Raw genomic sequence first — 25,704 nt, forward strand, 5'->3', positions numbered from 1 at the left:
CATACACACCTGTTGAAAAGGTCTGTTAATATCGTGATCCGGGAAAAAGGAAAATGATTCTTAACAAGTTGGAAGGTGCGTATGCATGCGCATTCGCATAGACATGGCATTGCTATGTGTCGCATCTTTACCTGTTGGCTGGTTTGTCTGAAACAAACCTAAATTGTTGATGGTTTTCTGTAATGTAATAATCATTGTCTTATTTCATTTATATGCTCCAAAACGATATTGCTTTGGACAGGATTTGGCACCTTTTCAACCAAATTGAAGGTTGCCAGTGGGTCATAGAGCCAGTCTCTCGCCACTTCTTTATAAATCAAGACCTGCTGATTAAGGAAGGTGTTGATTAGAAATCTTCATTTGAAGACATTGCAAATATAAACTTCTTTTCTATTAATGCAAAAGAAAATCATTTTTTTTAATTAAAACTATTTTGTAAATACATGTTCGCCACAGCCTACGAAAATAGATGCTGAGCTGAAATCATAGGTTTATTTGCTGTTTTAAAGCAGGATTTTCTACTACCTTTTAGCGAGCGCAATATGTTCCGCGATTTGATCCAAATCTGTCAAAAGCGGTTTTAGCTCATCTATTCGGTTATAAATGTCGTTGTGCAGGACTTTAGGATTTTTGCTGATGGAAATCGAAAGCCCGACCAGGTGCGAGTTGATGCGGTAGGAGAGTGCCTGAAAGTGGTGAATATGGGACCAATCAATCCACTTATGCTCAGGTTCCTTCTTCATTTGGTTAATGGAATCAGAAAATAGAGCCATTGCCGTTTGTGCTTTTTTTCGTGCTAACCTGATATCAAAGGAGCTCTGCAGGTTGTCGGATAGGCGCTTGTTGATCATCTGAAAATAATGCTGGTTGTAGCGTGCAACCTCCTTGGCCAGGTGGACCATGCTTGAGCTTTGGCGCACGGGAATCAGGAAATATCCTGCGATGGTGAGCAGTGCGCCAACGAGGGTAAAAGCCATACGGCTACCGAGAATAAGATTAATATTACCTTCGAATAAATTTAGTGCAATGACAACACCCAGTGTGATAAAAACTACACTGATCATATAGTTGGATCGGTTGAATAAAAAGAATCCGAAGAGACCCGTTGCCGATAAAGTAAGTAATAAGGGGAGACTTTCGAAGCAAGCCAAACAGGAGATGCCAATCAAAATACCTGAAAATGTCCCGGCAATACGTTCGATATTGCGGGTCTTGGTCATCGAAAATGCTGGCCTTGCCACGATGGCAATCGTCAATAAGATCCAATAGGTATATTTGAAATCCAGAAACAGAATCCCGATCAACGCACCAATACCAAAAAGTATAGCCATGCGGAGTGCAAAACGAAACAATGGATTTTTTAGGTGAAGCTTATCTTTGATCTCCCCTAGACTGCCCAGGGGACGATTGATAAATTGTTGATATTCCTCGGTACCGATTTTGTCCTGAATTTCCTGATTCTGATAAAATGCAACCTGGATTCGGCGGAGTGCTTCAAGAATAGATTCCATGTTGTTGATGATAGCCGATAGGATCGGGCCGGCTGATCCGACTTGCTGCTGCTGAATATTTTTGAGCTCGTTCAATAACTCATTCAGTTTAATCGTATTATAATACAATTGTTGTGCATAGCGGAACCTTTTATGCGGTTGTGAAAAGCTGTCGATTTCCAGTGCCAGTAATTTTATTGCACGGCGGATCAGAGGAAGGCTTCCAGTATCGGCAAGATTCTTCCGAATGGCATCATAGTCATGATCAAGCGCAATAATAAGCTCGTGTAGATCAATTAGACCATAAACCTGACTCAGCCAATAATTACTCTTAGGCCATTGATGGCCGATGATTTTTTTCTCACGGAATAGCAAGGAACGTATCTGCTCTTGCTGCTCACTGATCTGGCCGTGGATTTTTCCCACACGACTATAGGTAACATCCAGTGGAATAGCGGGATCATAGGATTGCGCGCGGATCAGTAAAAATTGAGATAAGCCCTGAAAGCCATTGGCCATCGCATGTTTTAGGGAGCGATACGGCCTTATATAGGCCTGTAGTAGGCTAAATGCATAATAGATCGCCGCGCCGGTCGTAATTTGCAAGCTCACTTCCAGCGGATGTTTTGGTGCCAAGCCGATGACAAAACTCATTAAGATCAATGCCATGTTGCCGATAGCAGCATAACGTGGTCCGAACAAACCATATAAAGTAAAGGTAAATCCCGCTACACTCAGCAGAATAACCAAAGGCCAATGGTAAGGGAAGAAGTATGCTGTAAGAAATGACGCAAAAAAGAAAGTGGGAATGCAGACCAGGGCGGAGGATAGTTTATCCTTTCGGTTGCCTGGAGGATCAGTCAGTGTAGTCAACAAGGAGCCGACACCAATACCAATAGCGGTGCCTGCGGGAGTGCCCAATAAATAAATGGTCAGGCTTGGAAGAATACTGATGGAGACATTACGTAATGCATCACCAAAGTGTTCACCTTGGATAAATCGCGTAACTTGGCTATAAATACGGTAAAATCTTTTCTTTAATGATACAATGCCCATCAATCAGTTTACTAATTTTCGATGCAAAAATACAAATATTATGCTTAATATTTTGTGTATTCATTTTATTTATTTTGAATATTGTTGATTTTTTGAATTTTTATTTCGAAACAGTTGACATGTGCAGTATTGTTTTCCGGCGCGTCTGAAAGAAATGTACCGATACTTTTTTGGGATGAATAGTATGATGTGGTCGAGAAAACCTAAAAAGCAATTTACCGAGCTTATTTAGCCATCCGCCGACGGTTTTAGGGTATCCGTCTATTTCCACTGGTCAAGGTGTAATGAATACACGATGTTTGTTGTCATCTAAATAAACAATGACTATCCAGTTGATGGAATAAAGAAATTATGTTATGAAGCTAAATAAAAATAAACTGCTGCTATTCGCTATTATTATCATGCTATTTTCCTTTTTGGGAACTGTTTCTGCACAATCGAATGGCGGGAAGTTAAATGCGGTTGTGGTTGGCCGAGATGGTGGACCGCTTGCTGCGGCGAGTATTTCACTGCTCCGTAATCCCGGTGGTATCCCGCTGAAAGGAGCCGTGTCTAAGGAGAATGGAGGAGTTGAATTTTTTGGGGTGCCCGAAGGTAAATATACGATGCAGGTTTCGGCGGTGGGGTATACGACTTACAGTTCCAGTGAAATAACCCTAAAGAAGGGTGATATATTGTCTTTGGATACCATTCGTTTAGAGGCCGTATCGAAAGTGCTGAGCGAGGCTCAGGTTGTTGGTAAGAAACCTTTAATTGAAAGTCAAATTGATAAAATTGTGCTGAATGTGGAGAACAGTATCTTGGCGACGGGGAATAATGCATTGGAACTCCTGCAAAAAGTTCCAGGGGTTACTTTGGATAATAAAAAAATCAATCTCCGCGGAAAAAGTAACGTAATTATTATGATTGATGGTAAGCCTACTTATCTTTCGGCAGATGAAGTTAGCCGATTGCTGGAAAATACGGCTTCAAATTCAATTGCTTCGATTGAGGTACTGACCAATCCACCGGCGAAATACGATGCCGCCGGTAATGCAGGTATTATCAATATCAAAACAAAAAAAAATACGCAATTTGGTAGCAATGTTAGCCTAAATCTGAATCTGGGACAGGGGAAATATACGAAAGGTGACGGCGGTTTCTTAGTCAATCATCGAAATAATTGGGCGAATATTTTCGCGTCCTATAATTATAATAACAGTTTAGGATTTAATGATTTAACGATCGATCGCTCTGTCAATGATTCAACGGGGACCACTTATTTCAATTCAGATTCTTACTCCAAATTTCGTTACCGTGCGCATAATTTTAAATTCGCTGCTGATTTTAACCTCGGCGAACAGCAGGTATTGGGTTTTGTTGTCAATGGTAATGTCAGCAGCGGCAATTCAACACGACAAGGGGATAATCTGATTGCTTCACAAAAAGGAAAATTGGACTCCGTGGTACAGGGGAGCAACTTTTCGGATTTCGGCTATCACTACCTGGCTTATAACCTCAATTACAAACAGACATTCGATACCTTGGGGACTGAGCTAACAGCCAATGCAGATTATTCGTATTCCAAAAATCACGATAACAGCACGGTGAAAAATCGTTTCCTGGATCCAAATTGGGTGGAATTTAAGACGCCAAAGGTATTCCGAAACGATATGTTATCCAATACCAAAATTTTAGTTTTCAAAACCGATTTTGTCCATCCTTTTGATAAAACGACAAAACTCGAAGCGGGTTTAAAATACAGCCGCGTAAAAACAGATAATAATCTGGTCTACGAGGATCAAAACACAACTGGGGAATTTGTCCGAAATGAAGATCAGAGTAATCAGTTTTTATACAACGAAAACATTGCGGCGGCATATCTTACCTTGAATAAGTCCTTTGGAAAGTTTTCTGTGCAAACGGGTCTCCGTGTTGAAAATACCAGTTCATTGGGCAATTCAGTCACCTTAGGACAGCAGACAAAACGTAATTATACGGATTTCTTTCCAACGGTATTTATACAGCAACAGATCAGCGATAATCATAAGCTTGGTCTAAGTTATAGCCGAAGGATAGACCGGCCGGATTATGGTGCGTTGAATCCCTTTATCTACTACCTGGACCAATATACCTATCAATACGGTAATCCTTATTTGAATCCTCAATATACCAACTCCTATGAATTGAATTACACCTTTAAAGAGCGTTATTTGTTGAGCCTTGGCTATAAGAGGACCAACGATGCGATCACTCAGGTAATTGAAAGCAATTCAGAAACCAAAGCCATTGCACAGACAGATCGAAACCTGACCTATTTCGACTATTACAATATGAATATCAATATACCGGTTAAAGTACTTAAATGGTGGACTACTTCCAACAACTTGACTGCGTTCTACAGCAAATATAATTTTGACGAGCGTTCGGGTGCTCAGCGGCAATTGGAAAAACTATCTTTTCAGGTGAGCTCCAATCATGATATCCGTATTGGAGAGACAACCAATGTGGAACTGACCGCAAATTATTTCTCTCCGGCTGTCTATGGTGTGTTTAGTTTTCAATCTTACTATGGGGTCGATCTTGGAGCAGGGAAAACATTTTTCGACAAAAAGCTGAATATCAAGTTGGCTGTCAACGATATTTTGAATACCAGAGGTCAGCGTCGCTTGTCTAGTGTTCAGGAAAACGGAGATTATCGCATTCGCAATGGGTATGATAGTAGAGTGATCCGGCTTTCACTTTCTTACCGTTTTGGAAACATCAATATTAAATCCGTGAATAAGCGTGCCGGAAATAATGATGAGGATAACCGTTTGAAAAAATAGCGGCCGGTAGGGTTTTGTTCAAACTAACTGTCCGTATAGTAAAACAAGAAGAGCATTCCAGCCGGAATGCTCTTCTTGTTTTTGTATGAAGCGATTAGCTTAAGAATAAGATCTCTCTCAATTTTGGAAGAGGCCATTTTTTATCGTCAACGATTTTTTCTAATTTGTTGACATGGTAACGGATCACGTCAAAATATGGTTTTACCAATTCGTCATAAGCGATTGACCGTTCACGTACATCGTCGATCTGGTTTGCTTTTTTACGTTCTTGACGCATGGCTTCAGCTTGTTCCAGAATGGTGTTTACGTGTGTTGAGATACGCTCCACAAAATTCAGCTGTGAACTAAATGCTGCTTGCGCAAGTCCTAGGTCTTTAAGACCTTTTACATTTTCGATTAGTTCATTTTGGTAAGTGAAACATGCAGGTGCGATTTGGTTATTAACCATTTCTTCAATAACGCGGGCCTCAATTTGAAGTTTCTTGTAGAAGTTTTCTAACAAGATTTCATGGCGAGCTTCTGATTCACGTTTTGTATAGATACCCAATGACTCAAATAAAGCCAATGACTCTTCTTTTACATAAACGTCTAATGCCTTAGGTGTAGATTTGATGTTTGAAAGACCACGTGCTGCTGCTTCTTTTTCCCACTCTTCGCTGTATCCATTTCCTTCAAAACGGATTGCTTTAGAATCTTTGATGTATTTACGGACAACATTTAAGATCGCAAGGTCTTTTTTCGTACCTTTTTTGATCTGTTTGTCTACCTCAGCTTTGAATTCGATTAATTGTGCAGCAACGATGGCATTTAATACCGTCATTGGTAGGGCAGAGTTTGCTGAGGAACCTACGGCGCGGAACTCAAACTTGTTACCAGTAAATGCGAAAGGTGAGGTACGGTTACGGTCCGTGTTATCCAGCTTCAATTCTGGAACTTTAGGGATGCCGTGCCACAAGTTAGCTTCAGCTTTTACTTTTTTCGCTACACGAGCTGATTCTACTTCTTCCAACAATTCATCTAATTGAGAACCCAAGAAGATCGAAATAATTGCTGGCGGAGCTTCATTTGCACCTAAACGGTGGTCGTTGCTGGCACTTGCAATAGACGCACGCATTAAATCTGCATTTTCAAATACGGCTTTGATAGTATTGACAAAGAATGTCAGGAACATCAAGTTATTTTTAGGCGTTTTGCCCGGAGACAATAGGTTGATACCCGTATTGGTAATCAAAGACCAGTTGTTGTGTTTTCCGGAACCGTTTACACCAGAATATGGTTTTTCATGTAACAATACTTTGAAGTTGTGTCTCAAAGCAACTTGCTCCATCACGTTCATCAACAATTGATTGTGGTCAATTGCCAAGTTGATCTCTTCGTACATTGGTGCACACTCAAATTGTGAGGGTGCTACCTCATTGTGACGCGTTTTTAATGGAATACCTAGTTTTAGTGCTTCGTTTTCTAGATCAACCATATAAGCTAATACACGCTCTGGAATCGCACCAAAGTAATGATCTTCCAATTGTTGGCCTTTAGCAGACATGTGGCCAAATAACGTACGGCCAGTTAATTGAAGGTCAGGGCGTGCATTGTATAAAGATAGGTCAACTAAAAAATATTCTTGCTCGATACCAAGAGAAGCGTTTACTTTTGTGATTGATTTGTCAAAATATTGTGCTACGTCAGTTGCAGCTTTATCAACGGCATTGATTGCTTTTAGTAAAGGAGCTTTATAATCTAATGATTCACCAGTATAAGAAACAAATACTGTGGGTATACAAAGTGTTTTACCAGCACCCGTTTCGTAGATAAATGCTGGTGAAGATGGGTCCCATGCTGTATATCCTCTAGCTTCGAATGTGTTACGGATACCACCATTTGGAAAGGATGAAGCATCTGGCTCTTGCTGAACCAAAGCATCAGCAGTGAATTTTTCGATTGCTTCGCCATTTTCATCTGGTTCGAAAAATGCATCATGCTTTTCCGCTGTCGAACCTGTCAGTGGTTGAAACCAGTGCGTGTAGTGAGAAACGCCGTGATTAAGTGCCCAAGTCTTCATTGCTTGCGAAATGTGCTCAGCTAAATCTCTAGAAATAATCTGTCCCTCTTCAATGGATGCAACTAACTCCTTATATGAGTTTTTAGGAAGGTAGTCTTTCATTTTGTTCACGGAAAAAACGTTCTTTCCGTAGATGTCAGTTGCTTTTTTAGTTTCAACTTTTTCAAATTGTGCAATCTGGCGTGAGCCCGCTGCCTCTACTGCTTTGAATCTTAGGTTCGACATTTGTATTTTATAATTAAATTACAGTTTTGTTGATTTTGTTTTTCAAAAATATTGTGTTTTTACGGAAAACTGAAATTTTTTTTGATTTTTTTTATAAAATATGTATTTGTGGTAGGTTTTTGGTTAAAAAAAATAGGTCGATTCAGATAAATCGACCTATCTTGTGTATTTTTAGTTGTAATCCAGTCCCCAGTCTATTCCTTTTAAGGTGGCAGGTACTCCTTTCTTTAGCCAATTTGGCGCTGGAGCACCTTTTAGGTAATGATCGAAGAATTGCTTTTCGCGGATCTGTATGTCTTTTCTGTTTTGTCGTTGAATTAAATTATGTTCATCGCCATTATAGTTCAACATCCAGACCGGCTTGTTTAGCCTGCGCAATGCGGTAAACATTTCGATGCCTTGGTACCAGGGCACAGCTCCATCGTTGTCGTTGGCCATAATAACAACAGGTGTGTTTACCTTATCTAAATGGAATAGTGGCGAATTCTCTAGGTACAGTTCGGGTGCTTCCCATAGTGTTTTACCGATACGACTCTGTGTATGCTCATATTGGAATTGACGCGACATGCCCGACTGCCAGCGTATTCCCCCGTAGGCGGAAGTCATGTTGACAACCGGAGCTCCGGTCCATGCTGCAGCATACATATTGGTACGCGTAATCAGGTGTGCGACCTGATAGCCCCCCCAACTTTGTCCCTGAATGCCCATTTTGGTGCTATCCACCCAGGAGTTTTGCGCTAAATAACGCATGCCGGAATTGATATACTCTTCTGCTGACTTTCCTGGATGTCCAGTTTCGTAACTGATATTAGGCGCAAATACCAAATACTCGTTGCTCACAAAGTACGGGATATTCAGCCGCGAAGGAGTGGGGGCGGGTGGTTGGTAGGTGTATAGACCATCTGAAAGCTTCTCATAGAAATAAGCAATGACCGGATATTTCTTTGCCGGATCAAAATTCTCCGGTTTGTAAAGAATACCTTCAGCCTGATGGCCTGCCGGTGTGGTCCAATGGACGAGTTCGGCAGTGCCCCAATTATAGTTTGCCTGTTGCTTATTAATATCCGACAGCTGCAATTCGTCTTTGAACTTAATACTATTGATATAGATATTCGGTGAACTGACATAATCTTCTTTTGTGTAAAGAATGGTTTGTTGGTCAGCGGAGGCATTTATATTTTTAAATGTCTTTGGCTCAACAAAGAGCCTTTTGGGGTCGTTGTGCTGACCTTTAAATTGATAAAAACCAGATTCCTTTGTTTTGTTATCAAATGATGTCAGGAAACCTCCTTTTTTATAATCCAATGTCAATGGCTGATCACGGTCCTCTTCACGTCGCAAAGGTAGATATCGTAATGTTGTTTGGGCGGCCGCGCCATAACCGTTGGTGAGGATGGATTTATTGGATCCATCCAGATTAAAATACCAGATGTCATAACGCGAGTTGACATAGATACCTTTATAATCTGGACTCCAGGCCGCCATGCCATACCCTTGGGCAGGCGTAGGCATATCGTTCTCTTCATCCGAAAAAGAGGCTGGGATACCTTCATTTAATACGGTCTTTCTCTTCGAACTGATCTGGTACGAATTCCAGCTCCCTTTCTCTTCATCAAAATAAACGATATATTTCGCATCTGGACTTAAGGTTACATTTCCCGAGAAGTTGGAGAGAATGAGTTCTCTTTGACCTGTTCTCGTCGAAACAAGGTAGATATCCTCTTTTGTGCCTCCTTTCCACTGACTTTCGATCCGCTTGCCAAAATCTGTACGTGCCAAAATATATTCTGCATTTCCATCCGGTGTAAGCGTTGTTGCGTTGAAGGTTTCATCCGTTAGCGGAATAACAGTACGATTGTTCTTGGGATAGGTGACCGCTAAAAAATTTTTGGAAAGATCTTTTTTCAAGTTAACCAATTGCATAGGCTGTAAGTAGTCATCCTGCCAGCCCCATACATCGACTTTGGCGTGTTCAAAATCGACCAATGTGGTATCTTTGACACGCGGTATCGGGGCGATGCCGAAGAAAAGTTTTTCGCCATTTTTGCTGAATCGGATATTCCCATCTCCGCTAACAGCCCAATTTTTAGGAATGCCTGTGCTATTTTTGGTCGCTAAGTACTGTGCAGTATCTATGCTGTTCGTATAATAATAGAGGTTGTAATTTTTAACCATCGCTTTTTCCTTGGAAAGATCTCCCAAATAAGCCAATTGATTACCTGTCTCATCAAAACGGAAGTTTTTGTACTCACCTTTGCCCGTTGATATTTTCTTCAGATTTTTAGTAGCTATGTCATACAGATAAACACCAGACTCTTTAGATAAGCTGTCTTTCGCATCCGTTTTCTTTGAAAAGACAAGTTTCGTTCCGTTTTTGTTCCATTCATATTGATCGACTAAAGAGAATTGGACCGAATCTCCCGAATTGAGATCATATAAAGCTAATGTCGCAACTGTCTTCTTCTTTTTATCCGTTGTATTTTTTTTGTTTTGCGTAGAATCTGCTGGGCTTTTGGACGAGTTTGTTTTTTCGTTCGCTTCTTTGTCAAAAAGGAAGGAAACAAAATTGCTATTTTGTTCCGCAATCTTAAAGGACTTGACCTGTGCAAATTTAACGAGTGAAGAAGTTGTTAAATTATAAATAGCCAAAGAGTCTTTGGGAAAATCCTCTGTTTTTTTCTTTTTGATTTTTGCCTCGCGTGTTACGGCAAAGGGTGCTTTTATTAAACTGATTAAGTGGTTTTCTGAGTCCGTCAATTTACCGTTATATCCCCGTGAGATCTGAATCAATTCTTTGTTCTCTTTTGTTTTTAGGAAGAGTTGATTATCGCCCTCTTGTGGAGAAACTTGATAGAGTACGAATTTACCGGATTTACTGATATAGGGAGATGATATACTTTGCCAGCTATCATATACCGTATGATCCAATGGTTTCTTTTGTGCGTGGACAGCGAAGGCCGCAAGAAAACAGAATGGGATACAGATATTTTTCTTATTCATGTTTAAATCTTTTTGTCGCAATTTATCTATAAAAAATAAAAAAACGTCGATTTTTTAGTATATTCATTGTTACGTAAATATAAAAAACTGGTTATGAAATCATCATCTATTATTGTTTCTATCATAGTAGGCGTAGTTGTGCTCCTTACTGCGTGGATATTGGGCAATGCTTACCGGTATAAATTTAAATCCACACAGACTATTACTGTAAATGGCAATGCTAAGAAGGACTTTGAATCGGATTTGGTAAAATGGAACGCCACATTTAGCAGAAAGAACTTCGAATTAAGTGCTGCTTCGGCCCAATTGGCAACAGATCGTGATCTGGTACGCGATTTTTTAGTTCAGCAAGGGATTAAGGTGGACGAAATTCGTTTTGAAGCTGTAAATATCGCCAAAGACTTTGAATACCATACCGATGGGAAAGGCAATGGGTATAATACATTTTCAGGCTATACGTTGTCACAGACGGTAAGTGTGGAATCCAAGGATCTGAATAAGGTAGACAATGCTTCAAGGGAGATATCGACATTGATCTCGAAAGGAATAGAGTTGAGTTCGAGCACCCCAAATTATTACTACTCAAAATTAGAGGACCTAAAATTGGAACTTATTTCCCAAGCTTCGAAGAATGCACACCAACGTGCGGATAATATCGCTAAAGAATCGAATGCCGGGTTAGGTAGTCTAGTAAAAGCTGATCTGGGTATTTTTCAGATAACAGGTCAAAATGACAATGAGGAATATTCTTCCGGAGGTGCTTTTAATACAACTTCACGAAAGAAAACAGCGAATATAACGGTCAGGGCGAGTTTTTTGAGTAATTAACGAAAAATTATTTGACTGTATTTCAGTATAATATTGGTTTTGACGAGAAATTTGTTCAAAAAGTTTTCTCTTTGTCAATAAAAAACCTACTTTTGCATCATCCCAAACGGATATGCCCGGATGGCGGAATTGGTAGACGCGCTGGTCTCAAACACCAGTGGGAAACCGTGCCGGTTCGACTCCGGCTCCGGGTACAAAAGCCCTCTTTACGTCACGTAGAGAGGGCTTTTTGCAAGCAGAATCTTTTCTAATTATGCCGTAAGATGCTTGTTGAATAGAACCTAACTATTGCTAAAGCCAATGATCTTCGAAATTTAGAAGATGATAGACGTAATATCTAGTTTGACTCACCAGATGATGCATCTATATGATTGGAAAATCATCTTAAACGTTAAAGGAAAATAGGGCTTTTTCTTTGGTATTCCTTTGCTGTTTCTCTGCTTATTTGTTGCTATTTTCTCGATGTTTCTTTGCTTGTTTATTACCATTTCTTTGCCATTTCTTTACTACTTCTTTGGAATAATGGCAATAAAATAAGCTTCAAACGGTAGAGAAACAGCAAAGCAAGTAGTATGTTGTTGCAAGCAAAGTGATGATAAGGCTCGAATAGACGCTAATAAAGTTGATGAAAAGATATATACAGCTTTTTTTGTGTAAACCTTTTTTATTATGGGATTTCTTGTTTAAATTGGAAATACCAAATATAAACTTGGATGAAAGCAGTATTTTTATCTTTAGCATTATTCTGTTCCGTTTTCGCATTGGGGCAGGATCGTTTTGTTCTGAAAGAAAGAAAGAAGGCTAAGTTCTCTTTTTTATTTGTCCATAACCTCGTTATTATCCCTGTACAGGTCAACGGCTATGCCATGAACTTCTTGTTGGATACAGGGGTCAAAGAGACTATGATATTTGGGGAGACCCTTAAATCTATAGATAGTGCTGTCTTTGTTAATAAATTTCAAGGCCTGGGGAAGGACGAAGGATTGGATGGTTATCTGTCTGTAAATAACAATGTTAACATTGCTGGTGTCTATGAAGATACAGATCAACCCATCTATATCCTTAAAAATGCACATATTGATATTTCTACCCGTATAGGCGTTGAAATAAATGGTATCATGGGAAGCCGTTTTTTTAACGATCATGTGGTTGAAATGGATTTTTTGAAACATCGGGTTACGCTTTATCAGAAAGGAGAATATCCTAAGGGACTTGCTAAAATGCAGCGTATACCGCTGGATATTTTAAATAACAGACCCTATATTTCGATCGCTTTTAATCAGGATTCCACAGATATCGAAGGTCGTGTATTGATTGACATGGGCAATAGCGACGCGCTGATGCTTATCCCGAGCAAATTAAACGATTTTGCCATCAAACCACCTTTTATTTACGATTATATTGGGCAAGGCTTCAATGGTGAAATTTACGGAAAAAGAAATCGAATCAAATCGTTGGAACTTGGTCCCTTTACTATGGACTATCCACTAGTGGCTTATCCTGAATTGAGTTCGACCCAGCATGCGACTTTTGTCAATGAACGAATCGGCTCTGTTGGAAACGAACTTCTGCGTCGATTTAAGGTAATTTTCGATTATCCCAATAACGCTGTTTACCTTGTTAAAAATAGGAACTTTGATAAATTCTATTATTTGAATATGAGTGGCCTGGAAATCATTCATGACGGCATTAAATATGAAAAGGAGGAGGTGCCTATTTACCTAAAAAAAGACGGCGGAACCGAAGTTCGCATGGACAATCGGATACAATACCGATTTGTGTTGAAAAATTTGTACAAAATCGCAACCGTCCGGGCAGATTCTCCTGCGGCAATCGTAGGTTTAAAGCCGGATGATAAAGTGTTAAAGATCAATGGTCGATCAGCGTCTTCCTATACCTTGGAAGCGATCCATACACTTTTCAAATCAGAGGAAGGCAAAGAGATCCGCTTTAAGATAGAAAGAGCTGGGCAGGAACTCGATTATACCTTCTTTCTAGAAGATCCGCTGCCTTTTAATTCAAAATAAAGTTTCTTCAAAATTTGGAAAATTGAATTTAACTTACTTACCTTTGCCGCTGATATTAATTTTTAAACAATTTAAAAGACGAAGAACTATGTTGGTCGCTAAGATAAAAACAAAAGACGCTTTTACGGCAAATGGATTTGCTGGAAGCATTCTTCGTGCTTTTCTTCACTTATAACGTATTCGTTGCGACATGAAAAAAAGCCCGAAGATCATTCGGGTTTTTTATTTCCTTCTATTTTCTATTTAGCCGGGCTATGCCGGGTCTGTTTTTTATCGGTCGATTTTTTGTGTCGGCCCATATAGGTTAACCGACCTGTTTTTGCATGTCATTTTGTTCATGCTATAAAATGTGATGACCCCACTGTCGGTAGACTGTTTATTCAAGAAAAGAAAACCCGGATATTTTAAAATGCTTATCCCTGAGCTGGATAAGTTAGCATATTAAATTATTTTAAAAAATATGGGAAGTAAATTATCGGGGAAAGACCTTGTTAAAATCGGTTTTCCACAGCATAATATAATACAAGTAGCCTTAGGGCTAATAACACGCTATCGAAAAGGAGAAAAGAAGGAAAATATCCTTTTGGAAGTAAAAACGGTGCTCGAGGCACCTGAAAAATTTAGGACGGATGCAATTTGGGCTAAGCTTGCCGAAGGTTTGATTCAGCCGGTTGAAGCCCGTATGTGGCAGCTAAATAAACAGATGGCTCCCTTTACCATTTTTGGTGAAAATGAAATTGATGAACAGGCCAAAAAGCAGTTGTATGAAGCGTTGAAGTTACCCATAGCATATCGGGGGGCATTGATGCCAGACGCACATATGGGCTATGGGCTGCCGATCGGCGGGGTGCTGGCAACAGATAATGCCGTGATACCTTACGGGGTGGGTGTGGATATCGGCTGCCGGATGAGCCTGTCTATCTTTGATCTACCGGCAAGTTATTTCAAAGGAAGAGAATTCCAGTTGCGAAATATACTGAAAGAAAATACCCAATTCGGTATGTACGATACGCATCGGGAGAAACAGGATCATGCGATTTTTAGCCGGTCCGAATTTAAAGATATCCCACTGCTGAAATCATTGTTGGATAAAGCGTACAAACAACTCGGGACCTCAGGTGGCGGTAATCACTTCGTTGAATTTGGCGTGGTTGAGCTGCATGCTGTCCGCCCGGAGTGGGGAGTGACCCCGGGCACTTATCTGGCGACCCTGTCACATAGTGGATCGCGGGGATTGGGCGCAAATATTGCCAAACAGTATACCGATCTGGCGGCAAAGCAGTGTCCTTTACCGCGTCATGTGCAACATCTGGCGTGGCTGGATCTGGACAGTCAAGAAGGGCAAGAGTACTGGTTAGCGATGAATTTAGCGGGTGATTATGCGCGGGCCTGTCATGAGGATATCCACAGGCGTTTGGCAAAGGCTTTGGGGGAACGGCCTGTTTTGACCATCGAAAACCACCATAACTTTGCCTGGAAGGAAACTGTGGATGGAAAAGAATATATTGTTCACCGCAAAGGGGCGACACCCGCCGGGGAGGGAGTGCTGGGGATTATCCCGGGCTCCATGACTGCACCCGGATTTATCGTCGAGGGGCGGGGCAATCCGTTGAGCCTGCAATCGGCATCGCATGGAGCCGGACGCATGATGTCACGGGCAGCCTGCAAAAGTAGCTTCACCAAAAGTGCCATGCTTAAGGAATTGGAGAAACATGATGTGGAACTGATCGGGGGCGCATTGGATGAAGCTCCACATGCTTACAAGGATATTCACCGGGTGATGAGCCTACAGCAGGAGTTGGTTAATGTACTTGGAACATTTCGTCCCAAGATTGTTCGCATGGATAAATAGGAGGAACATGGAAAAGTATATTTTATTGACTTCTGGACGAGGGCCGAGGGAATGTAATCTTGCCGTAAAGCTAGTGTTGGAAAGGATGCGGTCAGAAGCGAATCAATATAGAGTGAAGCTGGAGACACTGGAAGTCGAAGAGATCGATGGACTTCCCTGTTCATTGGTGTTAAAAGTGACAGGGGAGATAAGTACCGTATTTATTGATCGCTGGATAGGAACGATCTGTTGGATCTGTCCAAGTCCCTTTCGGCCTGGCCATAGACGTAAAAATTGGTTTGTGGAGGTCAAGAACTGGTCTCCAGTACAAGCTGTCGCGAAAATGAACTTGAAGGATGTGCAATTTCAGACGATGCGCAGCAGTGGCGCAGGTGGACAGCATGTAAACAAGGTGAGTTCAGCAGTTCGCGCGACTCACCTTCCGACAGGACTGATGGTACAGGTAATGGACACCCGTTCCCAATTGCAAAATAAAGAAATTGCTGTTTTGCGTTTGGAAGAACGATTGCTGGAGCTGGAACGGTTGCAGAAAAATGCAGGGAAAAATCAGTCCTGGAAAAATCAGATTGATGTCCGGCGAGGGGATTCTAAACGTATTTTCTCCGGACCGAAATTTAAAGAGCAATGACCGGATTATGATGCCGTTTGGCATTAAATGTGATTTTTTTGCCACCTTTAAGCTGTTTATATCATGCCCTGTGCTATGTAATGAAGTGGACAGCATCGTTTAAACAACGATGCTGATCCTATGAGTCCGGCCAAATACCGGACTCATATTGTTTATGGCGGTAACTATCGACCTGTTTTTAAGGAGAGAGCTGTGCGCACGATTAAAAGTGCTTGGATGAAACCGTATTTTCTTCTGCTAAAGACTTGAAAGGTAGAAAATAATTTGTTGAAATGCCATGATAATTAGTATCTTTAGGATGAACGATCGAATTATCTGTTGTTCAAACTAAATAAACTTAAATATTGCTCATCGCGTCCCTAATAGGGTTTATCTTGCCGGACTAATGAGCTGTGGAATTTCAAATTGCAATGATATGATAGATTCTCCAGGCTTCCTTTTTCGGGAAGCAATCAAGCATGAAACCCCCTTACAAGTCGTTGGAACAATCAATGCGAATCATGCGCTTTTGGCTGAGCAAGCTGGCTTCAAAGCCATCTACCTCTCTGGGGGCGGTGTTGCTGCGGGATCACTCGGTATTCCTGATCTGGGTATTACAACACTTCAGGATGTATTAATTGATGTAGATCGCATTACAAATGTATGCAAGCTCCCTTTGATGGTCGATATTGACACGGGGTTTGGTCCTTCAGCTTTTAATGTCGCAAGGACAATAAAGAGTCTGATTAAAGCCGGAGCTGCAGCAGTACATATGGAAGATCAAGTGGGTGCCAAACGTTGTGGCCATCGCCCGGGAAAGGAGCTGGTTTCAAAAGATGAAATGGTAGACCGCCTGAAAGCAGCTGTCGATGCGCGGACAGATCAGCATTTTGTCATTGGTGCGCGTACCGATGCTTTGGCTTCTGAGGGCTTGGAAAAGGCCTTGGAACGGGCCTTGGCGTATAAAGAGGCTGGTGCGGATTTTATCTTTGCCGAAGCTGTGCACAACCTGGACCAGTATATGCAGTTCAGTAGGATAACTGGGCTCCCGATACTTGCTAACATTACCGAATTCGGGCAAACGCCATTGTTTAATCTCGACGAACTTCGTCATGCGGATGTGTCCATCGTGCTTTATCCATTGTCTGCATTCCGCGCGGCGAATAAGGCGGCGACCGATGTGTATAACCATATTCGTAAGGATGGTGGTCAGGCAGCTGTAGTAGATCGCATGCAGACGCGTGAAGAATTGTATCGGAGCATCGATTACTATACTTACGAAGATCGCTTGGATCAATTGTTCAATACCAAATGACTAAGACCCCAAGCCGAGTGAATGCGCACATTTAATATTTAAAAGACACGCTTACTATAAATGTATAATTTATTCCGATGAAAGAGACAAACGAAACGGGTTTTAAACCGAAAAAAAGCGTCGCCCTTTCCGGTGTACCTGCCGGGAATACAGCTTTGAGTACAGTTGGAAAAAGTGGTAATGACCTCCATTATAGGGGTTACGATATCTTAGATTTAGCACATCAGGCCACTTTTGAAGAAGTCGCTTATCTGTTGATTTATGGGAGTCTTCCTACACAGGCGCAGTTAACGACCTATCAAAATCAGTTAGTGAATCAGCGGGGTCTGCCGATTACGGTACAACAGGTACTAAAGCAGTTGCCCGCTACTGCACATGCCATGGATGTATTGCGTACCTATGTTTCATTTTTTGGAAGTGTGAATCCTGAAAAGGATAACCATGCTTTGGCAGGTGCTAGGGACATTGCCAATCGTTTAATGGCATCCATGGCTTCGGCTTTGCTTTATTGGTACCACTTTAGTCAAAATGGACGTGAAATTCAGGTGCAAACCGATGCTGCAACCCTTGGGGGGCACTTTTTGCATTTGCTACATGGTAAAGTACCTTCTAAATCGTGGGTGAAGGCGATGCAGATTTCACTTAACTTATATGCTGAACATGAATTTAATGCCTCTACCTTTACCGCACGGGTAATTGCGGGGACGGGATCCGATATGTACTCCTGTATTGCCGGCGCAATCGGGGCTTTACGGGGGCCAAAACATGGCGGCGCAAATGAAGTTGCTTTTGAGATCCAGAGCCGCTATGCTGATGCGGATGAAGCCGAAGCTGATATTCGGAAAAGACTGGAAAATAAAGAAGTTATTATTGGTTTTGGACATCCTGTCTATACCATTTCAGATCCAAGAAATCAGGTGATCAAGCAGGTCGCCAAGGAATTATCCGAGGAGGCCGGTGATATGACATTGTACCTGATTGCCGAACGGCTGGAGAAAGTGATGTGGGAAGAAAAACGAATGTTCCCTAATTTGGATTGGTATTCGGCCGTTTCCTATCACCTGATGGGGATTCCCACTGAAATGTTTACTCCATTGTTTGTGCTTTCACGTATTACAGGGTGGTCTGCCCATGTGTTTGAGCAACGACAAGATGGGAAAATCATCCGACCAAGTGCAAATTATATCGGTCCTGACGACAGGCCTTTTGTACCGATCTCAGAACGATAAATTGGTATAGATAACACAGTGAATAAAAATTGGAGAAACTGCCTACAACCCTGATGAAAGTGCGTCGTGATGCTCCTTCGTTTGATGGGCACGGGCAGTTTCTGAAATAAATAAATTGAAAAAACGATAGCTTTTATAAGAAAAAAATGAGTTCAACGATATCAAATGAGCGACCACAGCCCGATCAGGTCCTGGAGGCCATAGTGGATTATGTGTTAAATTACAAGATTGAAAGTAAAGTTGCATGGAATACAGCATTCTACTGTTTTTTGGATACCATAGGATGTGGGCTAGAGGCACTGACTTATCCGGCCTGTACCAAATTACTGGGGCCAGTTGTGCCAGGTACGATTGTTCCCAATGGTGCGAAAGTGCCGGGGACAAGTTATCAGTTGGATCCCATACAAGCTGCATTTAATATTGGTACTATTGTCCGCTGGCTGGATTTTAACGACACCTGGTTAGCGGCAGAGTGGGGGCATCCATCGGACAATCTCGGCGGTATTTTAGCTACAGCAGACTGGTTGAGCAGAACACAGATCGCTACAGGCGAAAAATCCCTAAAGGCCAAGCAGGTGCTTGAAGCAATGATTATGGCCCATGAAATTCAGGGCGTATTGGCGCTTGAAAATTCTTTCAATAAAGTGGGTTTGGATCATGTCATTTTAGTGAAGGTTGCTTCTACGGCCGTTGTTGGTAAGCTTTTGGGGCTCAGTAGGGAAGAATTGCTCAATGCCGTATCACTGGCCTTTGTCGATGGGCAGGCCCTGCGCACCTATCGTCATGCGCCCAATACAGGAAGCCGTAAATCATGGGCTGCCGGAGACGCCACTTCGCGTGCCGTACGCCTTGCTTTAATCGCCAAAACTGGTGAAATGGGATATCCCTCTGTGTTAACAGCACCTATATGGGGCTTTTATGATGTCTCATTCAAGGGCAATCCGTTTAAATTTCAACGTGATTACGGCTCTTACGTGATGGAAAATATCCTGTTTAAAATCTCTTTTCCTGCTGAATTTCATGCACAGACAGCTGCCGAAGCAGCGATGCAGCTTCATCAGCAGCTAAAGGAATTTGGGAAAAGTAGTGCAGATATTGCGCGTGTTACCATTCGCACGCATGAGGCAGCTATCCGCATTATCGACAAGAAGGGACCTTTACATAATCCAGCCGATCGTGATCACTGCATTCAATATATGGTTGCGGTACCCTTAATTTTTGGGCGTTTAACGGCAGAGGATTATGAAAACCATATTGCGATAGACCCCCGTATTGATGCCTTGCGTGATAAAATTTCCTGTGTAGAAGATCCTCAATTTACAATGGATTACCATGATCCACAGAAAAGGGCGATCTCCAATGCGCTTACGGTCGTCTTGAAAGATGGGACAGTTTTGCCGGAGCTGGTTGTGGAATATCCTATTGGACATCCCCGACGTCGGGAGGAAGGAATTCCTAAACTTATCGAAAAGTATAAAACGAATCTTGCTCGTGTTTTTTCTGAAAAACAACAAAAACAATTGCTCGAAGTGACCTTGGATTACGATACCTTCATTGATCTGGATGTGTCTGAACTGATGGATCTTCTGGCCCGATAAGGACAAGAAACCATTGACCGGTTGTAAGTGAGTTACTACCGGTTAATGGCTTTTTAGCGCTTGTTATTTACTATATGAGCTTTAGCCTCAGGCAGACACCTTGCTTGATCCCACGTTTCTTAATAAAATGCTGTTAGTTTAATTCACGGGCTGTTTTCCTGTCCAGTTTGAATCAAAACCCGTATAAAAGTTAAAATTTCTATTGGCAAGTTCTCTTAATGATTGGGGGATTTCCCATTGTTCGCCAAATGGCAGAAACGACTGGCACTCCTCAATAAAGATTGGGAGTGTTGTTAGGTCGATATGGCCGAATACCCCTCCGGTATGTGCAGCATATCCCACGCCCAGGATTGAACCGATATCGCCATCTATGGTTTGTTCCAATATGCCTTCTTCCAGACAGCGGTAGCTATCCAAAGCCATGACGTGGAGAAGTCTTTTACGTATTATATCGGCTGAGTAGGATTCCTCAGAAATCGGTAGAGCAGGATTCCGCCAGATTGTTTTCGTTCTAGAAACAGGGTCGTAGTCATAGAATCCATGGCCTGATTTTCTACCTTTTCTGCCATTGGCAATCATTTTGTGTAAGTGGGCATAGGCACGGCGCTGACTGTTATGGAGTGCCGGAAATTGATCGTACACATGCACCATCAATTCCAATGAAATCTCATCCAGCACGGCTAATGGGCCAACAGCAAATCCTGCCTGTATGGCTTCTTCTTCGATCTGAATCGCAGGAACACCTTCCAGCAGCATCGTGATTGCCTCCAGTAAATAATGGAAGAAAATTCGCGATGTAAAAAAACCTGGGCCGTCATGCACGACAATGGGAATTTTGCCCAAGCGCAACGTTACTGCAATTGCCTTTTGCAATGTAATCTGATCGGTTTGTGTACCACATATAATTTCAACCAGGGGCATACGGTCTACAGGAGAGAAAAAATGCATGCCGATGAAACGCTCCGGCCGAACCGTTGCAGTGGCCAATGCCGTAATGGGCAGCGAAGTCGTATTGGAAGCGAAAAATCCATTTTCGGCGAGATAGGGCTGGCTTTGTCGGGTAACCTTAGCTTTTAGCTCCAGATCTTCAAATACCGCTTCAATAATTAAATCAGCACCGACAAGATCGGCAACTTGCGCACTGGGTTGAATATTGGATAAAAGTTCCTGTTGTTGTATGCTACTCATCTGTCCCTGGGCAAGCCGTTTGTCGCAAAGTTTGGTCGAATAGGTTTTTCCTTGCTCGGCCTGTGCGATAGTCACATCTTTTAAAACCACTGCAATGCCTGCTTTGGCGGCTTCATAGGCAATACCGGATCCCATCATACCTGCCCCCAGAATTCCTATTTTTTTGACCTTATAATCTCCAAGTGATTTTATCCGGCCGGGATGCTGTGCTTTTAGAATTCCTTCATGCAGCGTCCTGACCATATGGAGGGGTTCCGGTGCACTTAATACCTGATGATAGCGTGTTGTTTCAGCCGCCACAGAATCAGTTAATGATAAAGCGGGGTTTGTTTTTAGCAATTCCACGACAGCATTGCTGCCGGGCAATAATCCTCTTGTTTTCTTTAAAATAGCGGAGCAGGCCACTTCAAATTCTGCTGATGGCATAGCGGAATAGGTAGCAGAAACAGATTGCTTTGAAGTTTCAAGAATCCAGTTTTTCGCTTGCAGTAAGCACAGATCAAAATCGGTTGCGATTTCGTTCAATAAACCCAATTCAAGCGCCGCTTGGCCTGGGATAAGTTTGGCTTGTGTCAACAAGTTCAGTGCATTGGTAGAGCCTATAAGCTGTGGTAGACAGATGGTTGTGCCAAAGCCTGTGAATAGTCCAAATTTACTTTCGGGAAAGCCGATTTTTATTCCAGGGCCTGCGATTCGGTAGTCTGACCAAAGCATCGTTGTTAGACCAATGCCTGTACAGCTGTTGTTAAAGATGGAGACTATGGGTTTACCCAAGCTTTTCCATTGGAGTGCTTGCAGGGTGGATTTTAATATGATCTCGGGATCAAATCGGCCGCTGAGTACCTGATTGAATAATGGAAGATAATCCATCTGGTTGCTGTTTAGCGGACAGCTATAGATCAATCCGCGAACCTCTTTTTGAAGAAGAAGATCTGTTGCTAGGGCTACAAACTGTTGAATACGATCTAGAATACCAGTTTCGTCGCTTGCTGTCTCGGCGAATGGTTTTATGGTGACAATATGTTGCTCGTCATATTGTATGTCAAAATAGGACTGCGTGCTATAATCCATTATATTGATTTGCTTTTGTGAATTGAAAATGTTTATGCTAGATTAGGTTTGTTGGACTGATAATTTATCTTGTCAATTGTCATTTTCGCGATGATTTCCAACATAATCTCTGACGTGCCACCGATGATTGTTCCCGCACGTACATCCCGATACAAGCGCGCAATTTTATAATCTTCGGTAAATCCGTAGCCGCCAAATAGCTGCAAGCATTGACTGACCATCCGAATGGCGAGTTCACTGGCTTGGAGTTTGGCTATGGAGCAGTCTTGGACGGCATATTCACCCTGGTTTTGAAGATCGCAACATTGATAAACAAAGGCTTTTGTGATTGCGATATCAGCAGCCATTTGAGCAATGCGGTGTCGGATGGCTTGCAAGTCATGGAGCTTATTGCCGAATGCTTCCCGTTGACCGATATAATTCAGGGTATACTGTAAAGCGGAATCCGCTGTTGCGAGACTATGTATAGCAGCTGTTAAGCGTTCTAATTGTAAACCCGCCATGAGATAACCGAAGCCTTCATTTTCAATACCAATAAGGTTGGATACCGGAACCTGTACCTGATCGAAGCCCAATTCGGCCGTATCGGAGGCATGCCAGCCTAATTTATTGATCTTATTTGCCGAGACACCAGCCGCATTTCTCTCTATTAACAATAGACTGATGCCTTTAGTTCCTTTGTCTGGAGCCGTTTTAACCGCAGTAATAAAAAAATCTCCATAATAACCATTGGTGATAAAGGTTTTGGAACCATTGACAATATAATGATCACCCGATCGAACGGCTGTCGTCTTAATCTGTTTGACGTCAGATCCAGCCCCCGGCTCGGTGATGGCAACAGCGCTGACCATATCACCGGCAATAACCGGCTTGAGATAACGTTCTTTCAATTCTTCAGATGCATATTTTAATAAATAGGGAGCTGACATATACTGGATGACTAAGGCTGAGATCGTGAATCCTCCTGAAAAACAATAGGAAAGTTCTTCGCACAGAATCAGCGAGTAATAAAAATCCACGTCCAGACCACCATACTCTTCTGGGTAATTGAGGCCCATAAAACCCATATCACCCATTTTTTTCCAAATATTTCGATCTATTTTGCCCTGCTGTTCCCATTGATCTATATAGGGGGTAATTTCCTTGTAAACAAATGCCCGAATGGTTTCGCGAAAAATCTGGTGTTCGGCTGTGAGTTTGTTTGCCTGCATAATTGTTTGTTTTACTTTTGGTTATTGATTTCAGTTACGCGATAGTAGACTGAAAGCGATTCATCTATTGCTTTATCGTAGAACAACATCGCCCTTGTTAAACAAAGTGGAGTGTCTACTCGAATTTAATGAAAAGTGATGGCTTTTCTACAAATATTTATTGTTTATTTTTTGTAAAATATATTAAGTAGGGAACTTTATAGTCTATTTTTTTTCTATTTATTCTGTTTTTGCCTGTAAAATAGAATAAGAAGGTTCTCTTGTTTGTTTTATATTTTTTATCTTTAAGAAAGGAATGATGGCCCATTTTTGACGATGCATTCAAGGGTATGGTGGGCGCTACCTCTATAGAATTCAAACGTAAACAATTATAAACAGAATAATATGTCAAAGAGTGTATTTATTGTTGCGGCTAAGCGTACGCCAATTGGAAGTTTTGGTGGTGGATTGTCATCCATTTCTGCAACAGCGTTGGGGGGCCATGCTATCCGTGCGGTGTTAGACGAGGTTGGTCTTGCTGGAGATCAAGTCGATGAAATTCTGATCGGGAGTGTTCTACAAGCCGATTTGGGGCAGGCGCCGGCCCGTCAAGTGGCCCGTCTCGCGGGTTTACCTGATCGGGTGCCAGCAACGACGGTTAATAAAGTATGCGCAAGTGGCATGAAGGCCATTGCTTTTGCAGCACAGTCTATTCTGTTGGGTGATGCAGATGTGGTAGTTGCTGGAGGGACGGAAAGCATGAGCAGAGTGCCTTATTACGCAAGTGCCTTGCGCTGGGGAGCGAAGTTCGGAAGCCAAAGTTTTGTCGATGGCTTGCAGCGGGACGGCTTAAGTGACGCCTATTCGAATGAAGCAATGGGAAGTTTTGCTGAGCTATGTGCCGAAAAATATGCGATCGGAAGAGAAGAACAGGATCAGTATGCCATAGGTTCTTACAAACGAAGCCTTGAAGCATGGCAAAAAAATAAATTTATGAAGGAGGTAAGTCCGGTTGCCATTCAAGGACGCAAAGGCGAACAGACGATCTCCAGAGATGAAGAATTTTCCCAAGTCAATTTCGATAAAATTCCCGAATTACGACCTGCTTTTAAGAAAGATGGCACTGTGACAGCAGCGAATGCGTCAACCTTGAGTGATGGTGCTGCTGCAGTATTATTAATGAGCGCAGAGAAGGTAAAGGAATTGGGTTTACATCCCCTGGCCGAAATCGTTGCCTATGCCGACGCTGAACAAGCACCAGAATGGTTTACGACCAGCCCGAGCCTAGTAACGGATAAGTTGCTAAAAAAAGCTGGATTGACAAAGGACGATATTGATTATTTTGAATTTAATGAAGCTTTTTCTGTGGTAGCACTAGCGAACGCGAAAATATTGGATATTCCATTAAATAAGGTGAATATCTATGGGGGAGCAGTGTCGCTCGGCCATCCATTGGGTTGTTCCGGGGCAAGGATAATAGTCACATTGACCAGTATATTGCAACAGGAAGGTGGCACGATGGGCCTCGCTGCCATTTGCAACGGTGGGGGCGGGGCCTCTGGAATGATTATTAAAAAATTGTAGGGCTTCGTCCAGATCAAGAATTGGTTTATATCCGTAATTCCTGATCTGGACGAAGCCTGTTTTTTGAGGACAAAGTGCCAGAATATAGACCGGAGTTATTCCTCATATAGGCGACTCGCCTCAATACCATGAAGAGCAAGTTCGGACTCTATTTGTGTTGGGTTGAGCCGGATGCCTTCAATGGTGAGCAGGTTGTAAATAGAATCCAGGTCTATTTTCCATTCGTGGATACCATTTAATTTCTCTACAGCTTGTTTGATCTTATCTACAAGACTGGGATGTTGTGCATTAGTTTCGAAAATGAGCTTTTCCATCGTGTTTCATATTAAGCCCAGTTAGAATAAACCAGGCAGGTTTAACCAAAATAGCGTAGACAATCATTTGATCGGCTAATTACAATACTCTCAATATAAGAAGAATAATCTGAAATTAATAGTTTAAAGTGACTAAATTGTAATGAAACTGTTAATTTTTGTAATCAATACATGTAAATTTTACAGTCAATAAATACCTTTCCTTATATTAAATTTGGGATCGATTGTATTCAAATAAACAAAGCCAAATGTGGCTTTATGTAA

16 protein-coding genes, 1 tRNA gene and 1 riboswitch are annotated in these 25,704 nt (G+C 41.9%); of the genes, 10 read left to right on the forward strand and 7 right to left on the reverse strand.

The annotated features are described in order from the left end of the window. Nucleotides 1-60: 60 nt before the first annotated feature. Nucleotides 61-195 (reverse strand): hypothetical protein, encoded by a 135-nt coding sequence (locus B4A24_RS11955; RefSeq protein ID WP_293945205.1) that lies wholly within the window; start codon nucleotides 193-195, stop codon nucleotides 61-63. A 10-nt stretch (nucleotides 196-205) separates the two neighbouring features. Next, nucleotides 206-318: riboswitch (SAM riboswitch) on the reverse strand. A 203-nt stretch (nucleotides 319-521) separates the two neighbouring features. Then, nucleotides 522-2,546, reverse strand: a complete 2,025-nt coding sequence (locus tag B4A24_RS11960) for an FUSC family protein (RefSeq protein WP_293945206.1) — start codon at nucleotides 2,544-2,546, stop codon at nucleotides 522-524. A 356-nt stretch (nucleotides 2,547-2,902) separates the two neighbouring features. On the opposite strand from B4A24_RS11960, the gene B4A24_RS11965 reads away from it, so the two are divergent. Next, nucleotides 2,903-5,353: a TonB-dependent receptor gene (locus B4A24_RS11965; RefSeq protein ID WP_293945207.1), complete on the forward strand. Its 2,451-nt coding sequence runs from the start codon at nucleotides 2,903-2,905 to the stop codon at nucleotides 5,351-5,353. Between the two features lie 94 nt (nucleotides 5,354-5,447). On the opposite strand, the gene B4A24_RS11970 is transcribed toward B4A24_RS11965, so the two are convergent. Further along, nucleotides 5,448-7,637: a glutamine synthetase III gene (locus B4A24_RS11970; protein WP_172394414.1), complete on the reverse strand. Its 2,190-nt coding sequence runs from the start codon at nucleotides 7,635-7,637 to the stop codon at nucleotides 5,448-5,450. A 171-nt stretch (nucleotides 7,638-7,808) separates the two neighbouring features. Continuing rightward, entirely contained in the window at nucleotides 7,809-10,637 is a 2,829-nt protein-coding gene (locus B4A24_RS11975; protein WP_293945208.1) for a S9 family peptidase, read from the reverse strand. 93 nt (nucleotides 10,638-10,730) lie between these two features. Here B4A24_RS11975 and B4A24_RS11980 point away from each other — a divergent pair, with 93 nt between their 5' ends. The 8 genes from B4A24_RS11980 (at nucleotide 10,731) to B4A24_RS12015 (ending at nucleotide 20,093) form a co-directional block, all read left to right on the forward strand. Beyond that, nucleotides 10,731-11,465: an SIMPL domain-containing protein gene (locus B4A24_RS11980; RefSeq protein WP_172394412.1), complete on the forward strand. Its 735-nt coding sequence runs from the start codon at nucleotides 10,731-10,733 to the stop codon at nucleotides 11,463-11,465. A gap of 114 nt (nucleotides 11,466-11,579) precedes the next feature. After that, a tRNA-Leu gene (locus tag B4A24_RS11985) sits at nucleotides 11,580-11,659 on the forward strand. A gap of 519 nt (nucleotides 11,660-12,178) precedes the next feature. After that, the gene (locus B4A24_RS11990) at nucleotides 12,179-13,492 is read left to right on the forward strand and encodes a PDZ domain-containing protein (RefSeq protein ID WP_293945209.1); all 1,314 of its coding nucleotides are present in this window, start codon (nucleotides 12,179-12,181) and stop codon (nucleotides 13,490-13,492) included. Between the two features lie 460 nt (nucleotides 13,493-13,952). After that, nucleotides 13,953-15,344 carry an RtcB family protein gene (locus B4A24_RS11995; protein ID WP_293945210.1) on the forward strand — a complete coding sequence of 464 codons (1,392 nt, stop codon included), beginning with the start codon at nucleotides 13,953-13,955 and terminating at the stop codon, nucleotides 15,342-15,344. A 7-nt stretch (nucleotides 15,345-15,351) separates the two neighbouring features. Continuing rightward, nucleotides 15,352-15,972, forward strand: coding sequence for a peptide chain release factor H (gene prfH / locus B4A24_RS12000; RefSeq protein ID WP_293945211.1), 621 nt, complete (start codon nucleotides 15,352-15,354; stop codon nucleotides 15,970-15,972). Nucleotides 15,973-16,387: 415 nt separating this feature from the next. Then, the gene (prpB, locus tag B4A24_RS12005) at nucleotides 16,388-17,266 is read left to right on the forward strand and encodes a methylisocitrate lyase (protein WP_293945212.1); all 879 of its coding nucleotides are present in this window, start codon (nucleotides 16,388-16,390) and stop codon (nucleotides 17,264-17,266) included. Between the two features lie 77 nt (nucleotides 17,267-17,343). After that, nucleotides 17,344-18,495 carry a bifunctional 2-methylcitrate synthase/citrate synthase gene (gene prpC / locus B4A24_RS12010; RefSeq protein WP_293945213.1) on the forward strand — a complete coding sequence of 384 codons (1,152 nt, stop codon included), beginning with the start codon at nucleotides 17,344-17,346 and terminating at the stop codon, nucleotides 18,493-18,495. Between the two features lie 146 nt (nucleotides 18,496-18,641). Then, nucleotides 18,642-20,093 (forward strand): bifunctional 2-methylcitrate dehydratase/aconitate hydratase, encoded by a 1,452-nt coding sequence (locus tag B4A24_RS12015; RefSeq protein WP_293945214.1) that lies wholly within the window; start codon nucleotides 18,642-18,644, stop codon nucleotides 20,091-20,093. Nucleotides 20,094-20,231: 138 nt separating this feature from the next. On the opposite strand, the gene B4A24_RS12020 is transcribed toward B4A24_RS12015, so the two are convergent. Continuing rightward, nucleotides 20,232-22,352: a 3-hydroxyacyl-CoA dehydrogenase NAD-binding domain-containing protein gene (locus B4A24_RS12020; RefSeq protein WP_293945215.1), complete on the reverse strand. Its 2,121-nt coding sequence runs from the start codon at nucleotides 22,350-22,352 to the stop codon at nucleotides 20,232-20,234. Between the two features lie 32 nt (nucleotides 22,353-22,384). Then, entirely contained in the window at nucleotides 22,385-23,563 is a 1,179-nt protein-coding gene (locus B4A24_RS12025) for an acyl-CoA dehydrogenase family protein (RefSeq protein ID WP_293945216.1), read from the reverse strand. 384 nt (nucleotides 23,564-23,947) lie between these two features. Here B4A24_RS12025 and B4A24_RS12030 point away from each other — a divergent pair, with 384 nt between their 5' ends. Next, entirely contained in the window at nucleotides 23,948-25,126 is a 1,179-nt protein-coding gene (locus B4A24_RS12030; RefSeq protein WP_293945217.1) for a thiolase family protein, read from the forward strand. Nucleotides 25,127-25,221: 95 nt separating this feature from the next. Here the strand turns inward: B4A24_RS12030 and B4A24_RS12035 are convergent, their stop codons facing one another. Further along, complete coding sequence (locus B4A24_RS12035; protein ID WP_172394402.1) at nucleotides 25,222-25,440, reverse strand: hypothetical protein; 219 nt, start codon at nucleotides 25,438-25,440, stop codon at nucleotides 25,222-25,224. Nucleotides 25,441-25,704: the final 264 nt, after the last annotated feature.

The sequence above is a fragment of the Sphingobacterium sp. UBA7249 genome, from assembly GCF_002472835.1.
In the GTDB taxonomy this organism is placed as follows: domain Bacteria; phylum Bacteroidota; class Bacteroidia; order Sphingobacteriales; family Sphingobacteriaceae; genus Sphingobacterium; species Sphingobacterium prati.

Coding starts and splice junctions, on each gene's coding strand:
- B4A24_RS11955 (WP_293945205.1), bottom strand. CDS start 195: ATGATTATTACATTACAGAAAACCATCAACAATTTAGGTTTGTTTCAG.
- B4A24_RS11960 (WP_293945206.1), bottom strand. CDS start 2,546: ATGGGCATTGTATCATTAAAGAAAAGATTTTACCGTATTTATAGCCAA.
- B4A24_RS11965 (WP_293945207.1), top strand. CDS start 2,903: ATGAAGCTAAATAAAAATAAACTGCTGCTATTCGCTATTATTATCATG.
- B4A24_RS11970 (WP_172394414.1), bottom strand. CDS start 7,637: ATGTCGAACCTAAGATTCAAAGCAGTAGAGGCAGCGGGCTCACGCCAG.
- B4A24_RS11975 (WP_293945208.1), bottom strand. CDS start 10,637: ATGAATAAGAAAAATATCTGTATCCCATTCTGTTTTCTTGCGGCCTTC.
- B4A24_RS11980 (WP_172394412.1), top strand. CDS start 10,731: ATGAAATCATCATCTATTATTGTTTCTATCATAGTAGGCGTAGTTGTG.
- B4A24_RS11990 (WP_293945209.1), top strand. CDS start 12,179: ATGAAAGCAGTATTTTTATCTTTAGCATTATTCTGTTCCGTTTTCGCA.
- B4A24_RS11995 (WP_293945210.1), top strand. CDS start 13,953: ATGGGAAGTAAATTATCGGGGAAAGACCTTGTTAAAATCGGTTTTCCA.
- prfH (WP_293945211.1), top strand. CDS start 15,352: ATGGAAAAGTATATTTTATTGACTTCTGGACGAGGGCCGAGGGAATGT.
- prpB (WP_293945212.1), top strand. CDS start 16,388: ATGATAGATTCTCCAGGCTTCCTTTTTCGGGAAGCAATCAAGCATGAA.
- prpC (WP_293945213.1), top strand. CDS start 17,344: ATGAAAGAGACAAACGAAACGGGTTTTAAACCGAAAAAAAGCGTCGCC.
- B4A24_RS12015 (WP_293945214.1), top strand. CDS start 18,642: ATGAGTTCAACGATATCAAATGAGCGACCACAGCCCGATCAGGTCCTG.
- B4A24_RS12020 (WP_293945215.1), bottom strand. CDS start 22,352: ATGGATTATAGCACGCAGTCCTATTTTGACATACAATATGACGAGCAA.
- B4A24_RS12025 (WP_293945216.1), bottom strand. CDS start 23,563: ATGCAGGCAAACAAACTCACAGCCGAACACCAGATTTTTCGCGAAACC.
- B4A24_RS12030 (WP_293945217.1), top strand. CDS start 23,948: ATGTCAAAGAGTGTATTTATTGTTGCGGCTAAGCGTACGCCAATTGGA.
- B4A24_RS12035 (WP_172394402.1), bottom strand. CDS start 25,440: ATGGAAAAGCTCATTTTCGAAACTAATGCACAACATCCCAGTCTTGTA.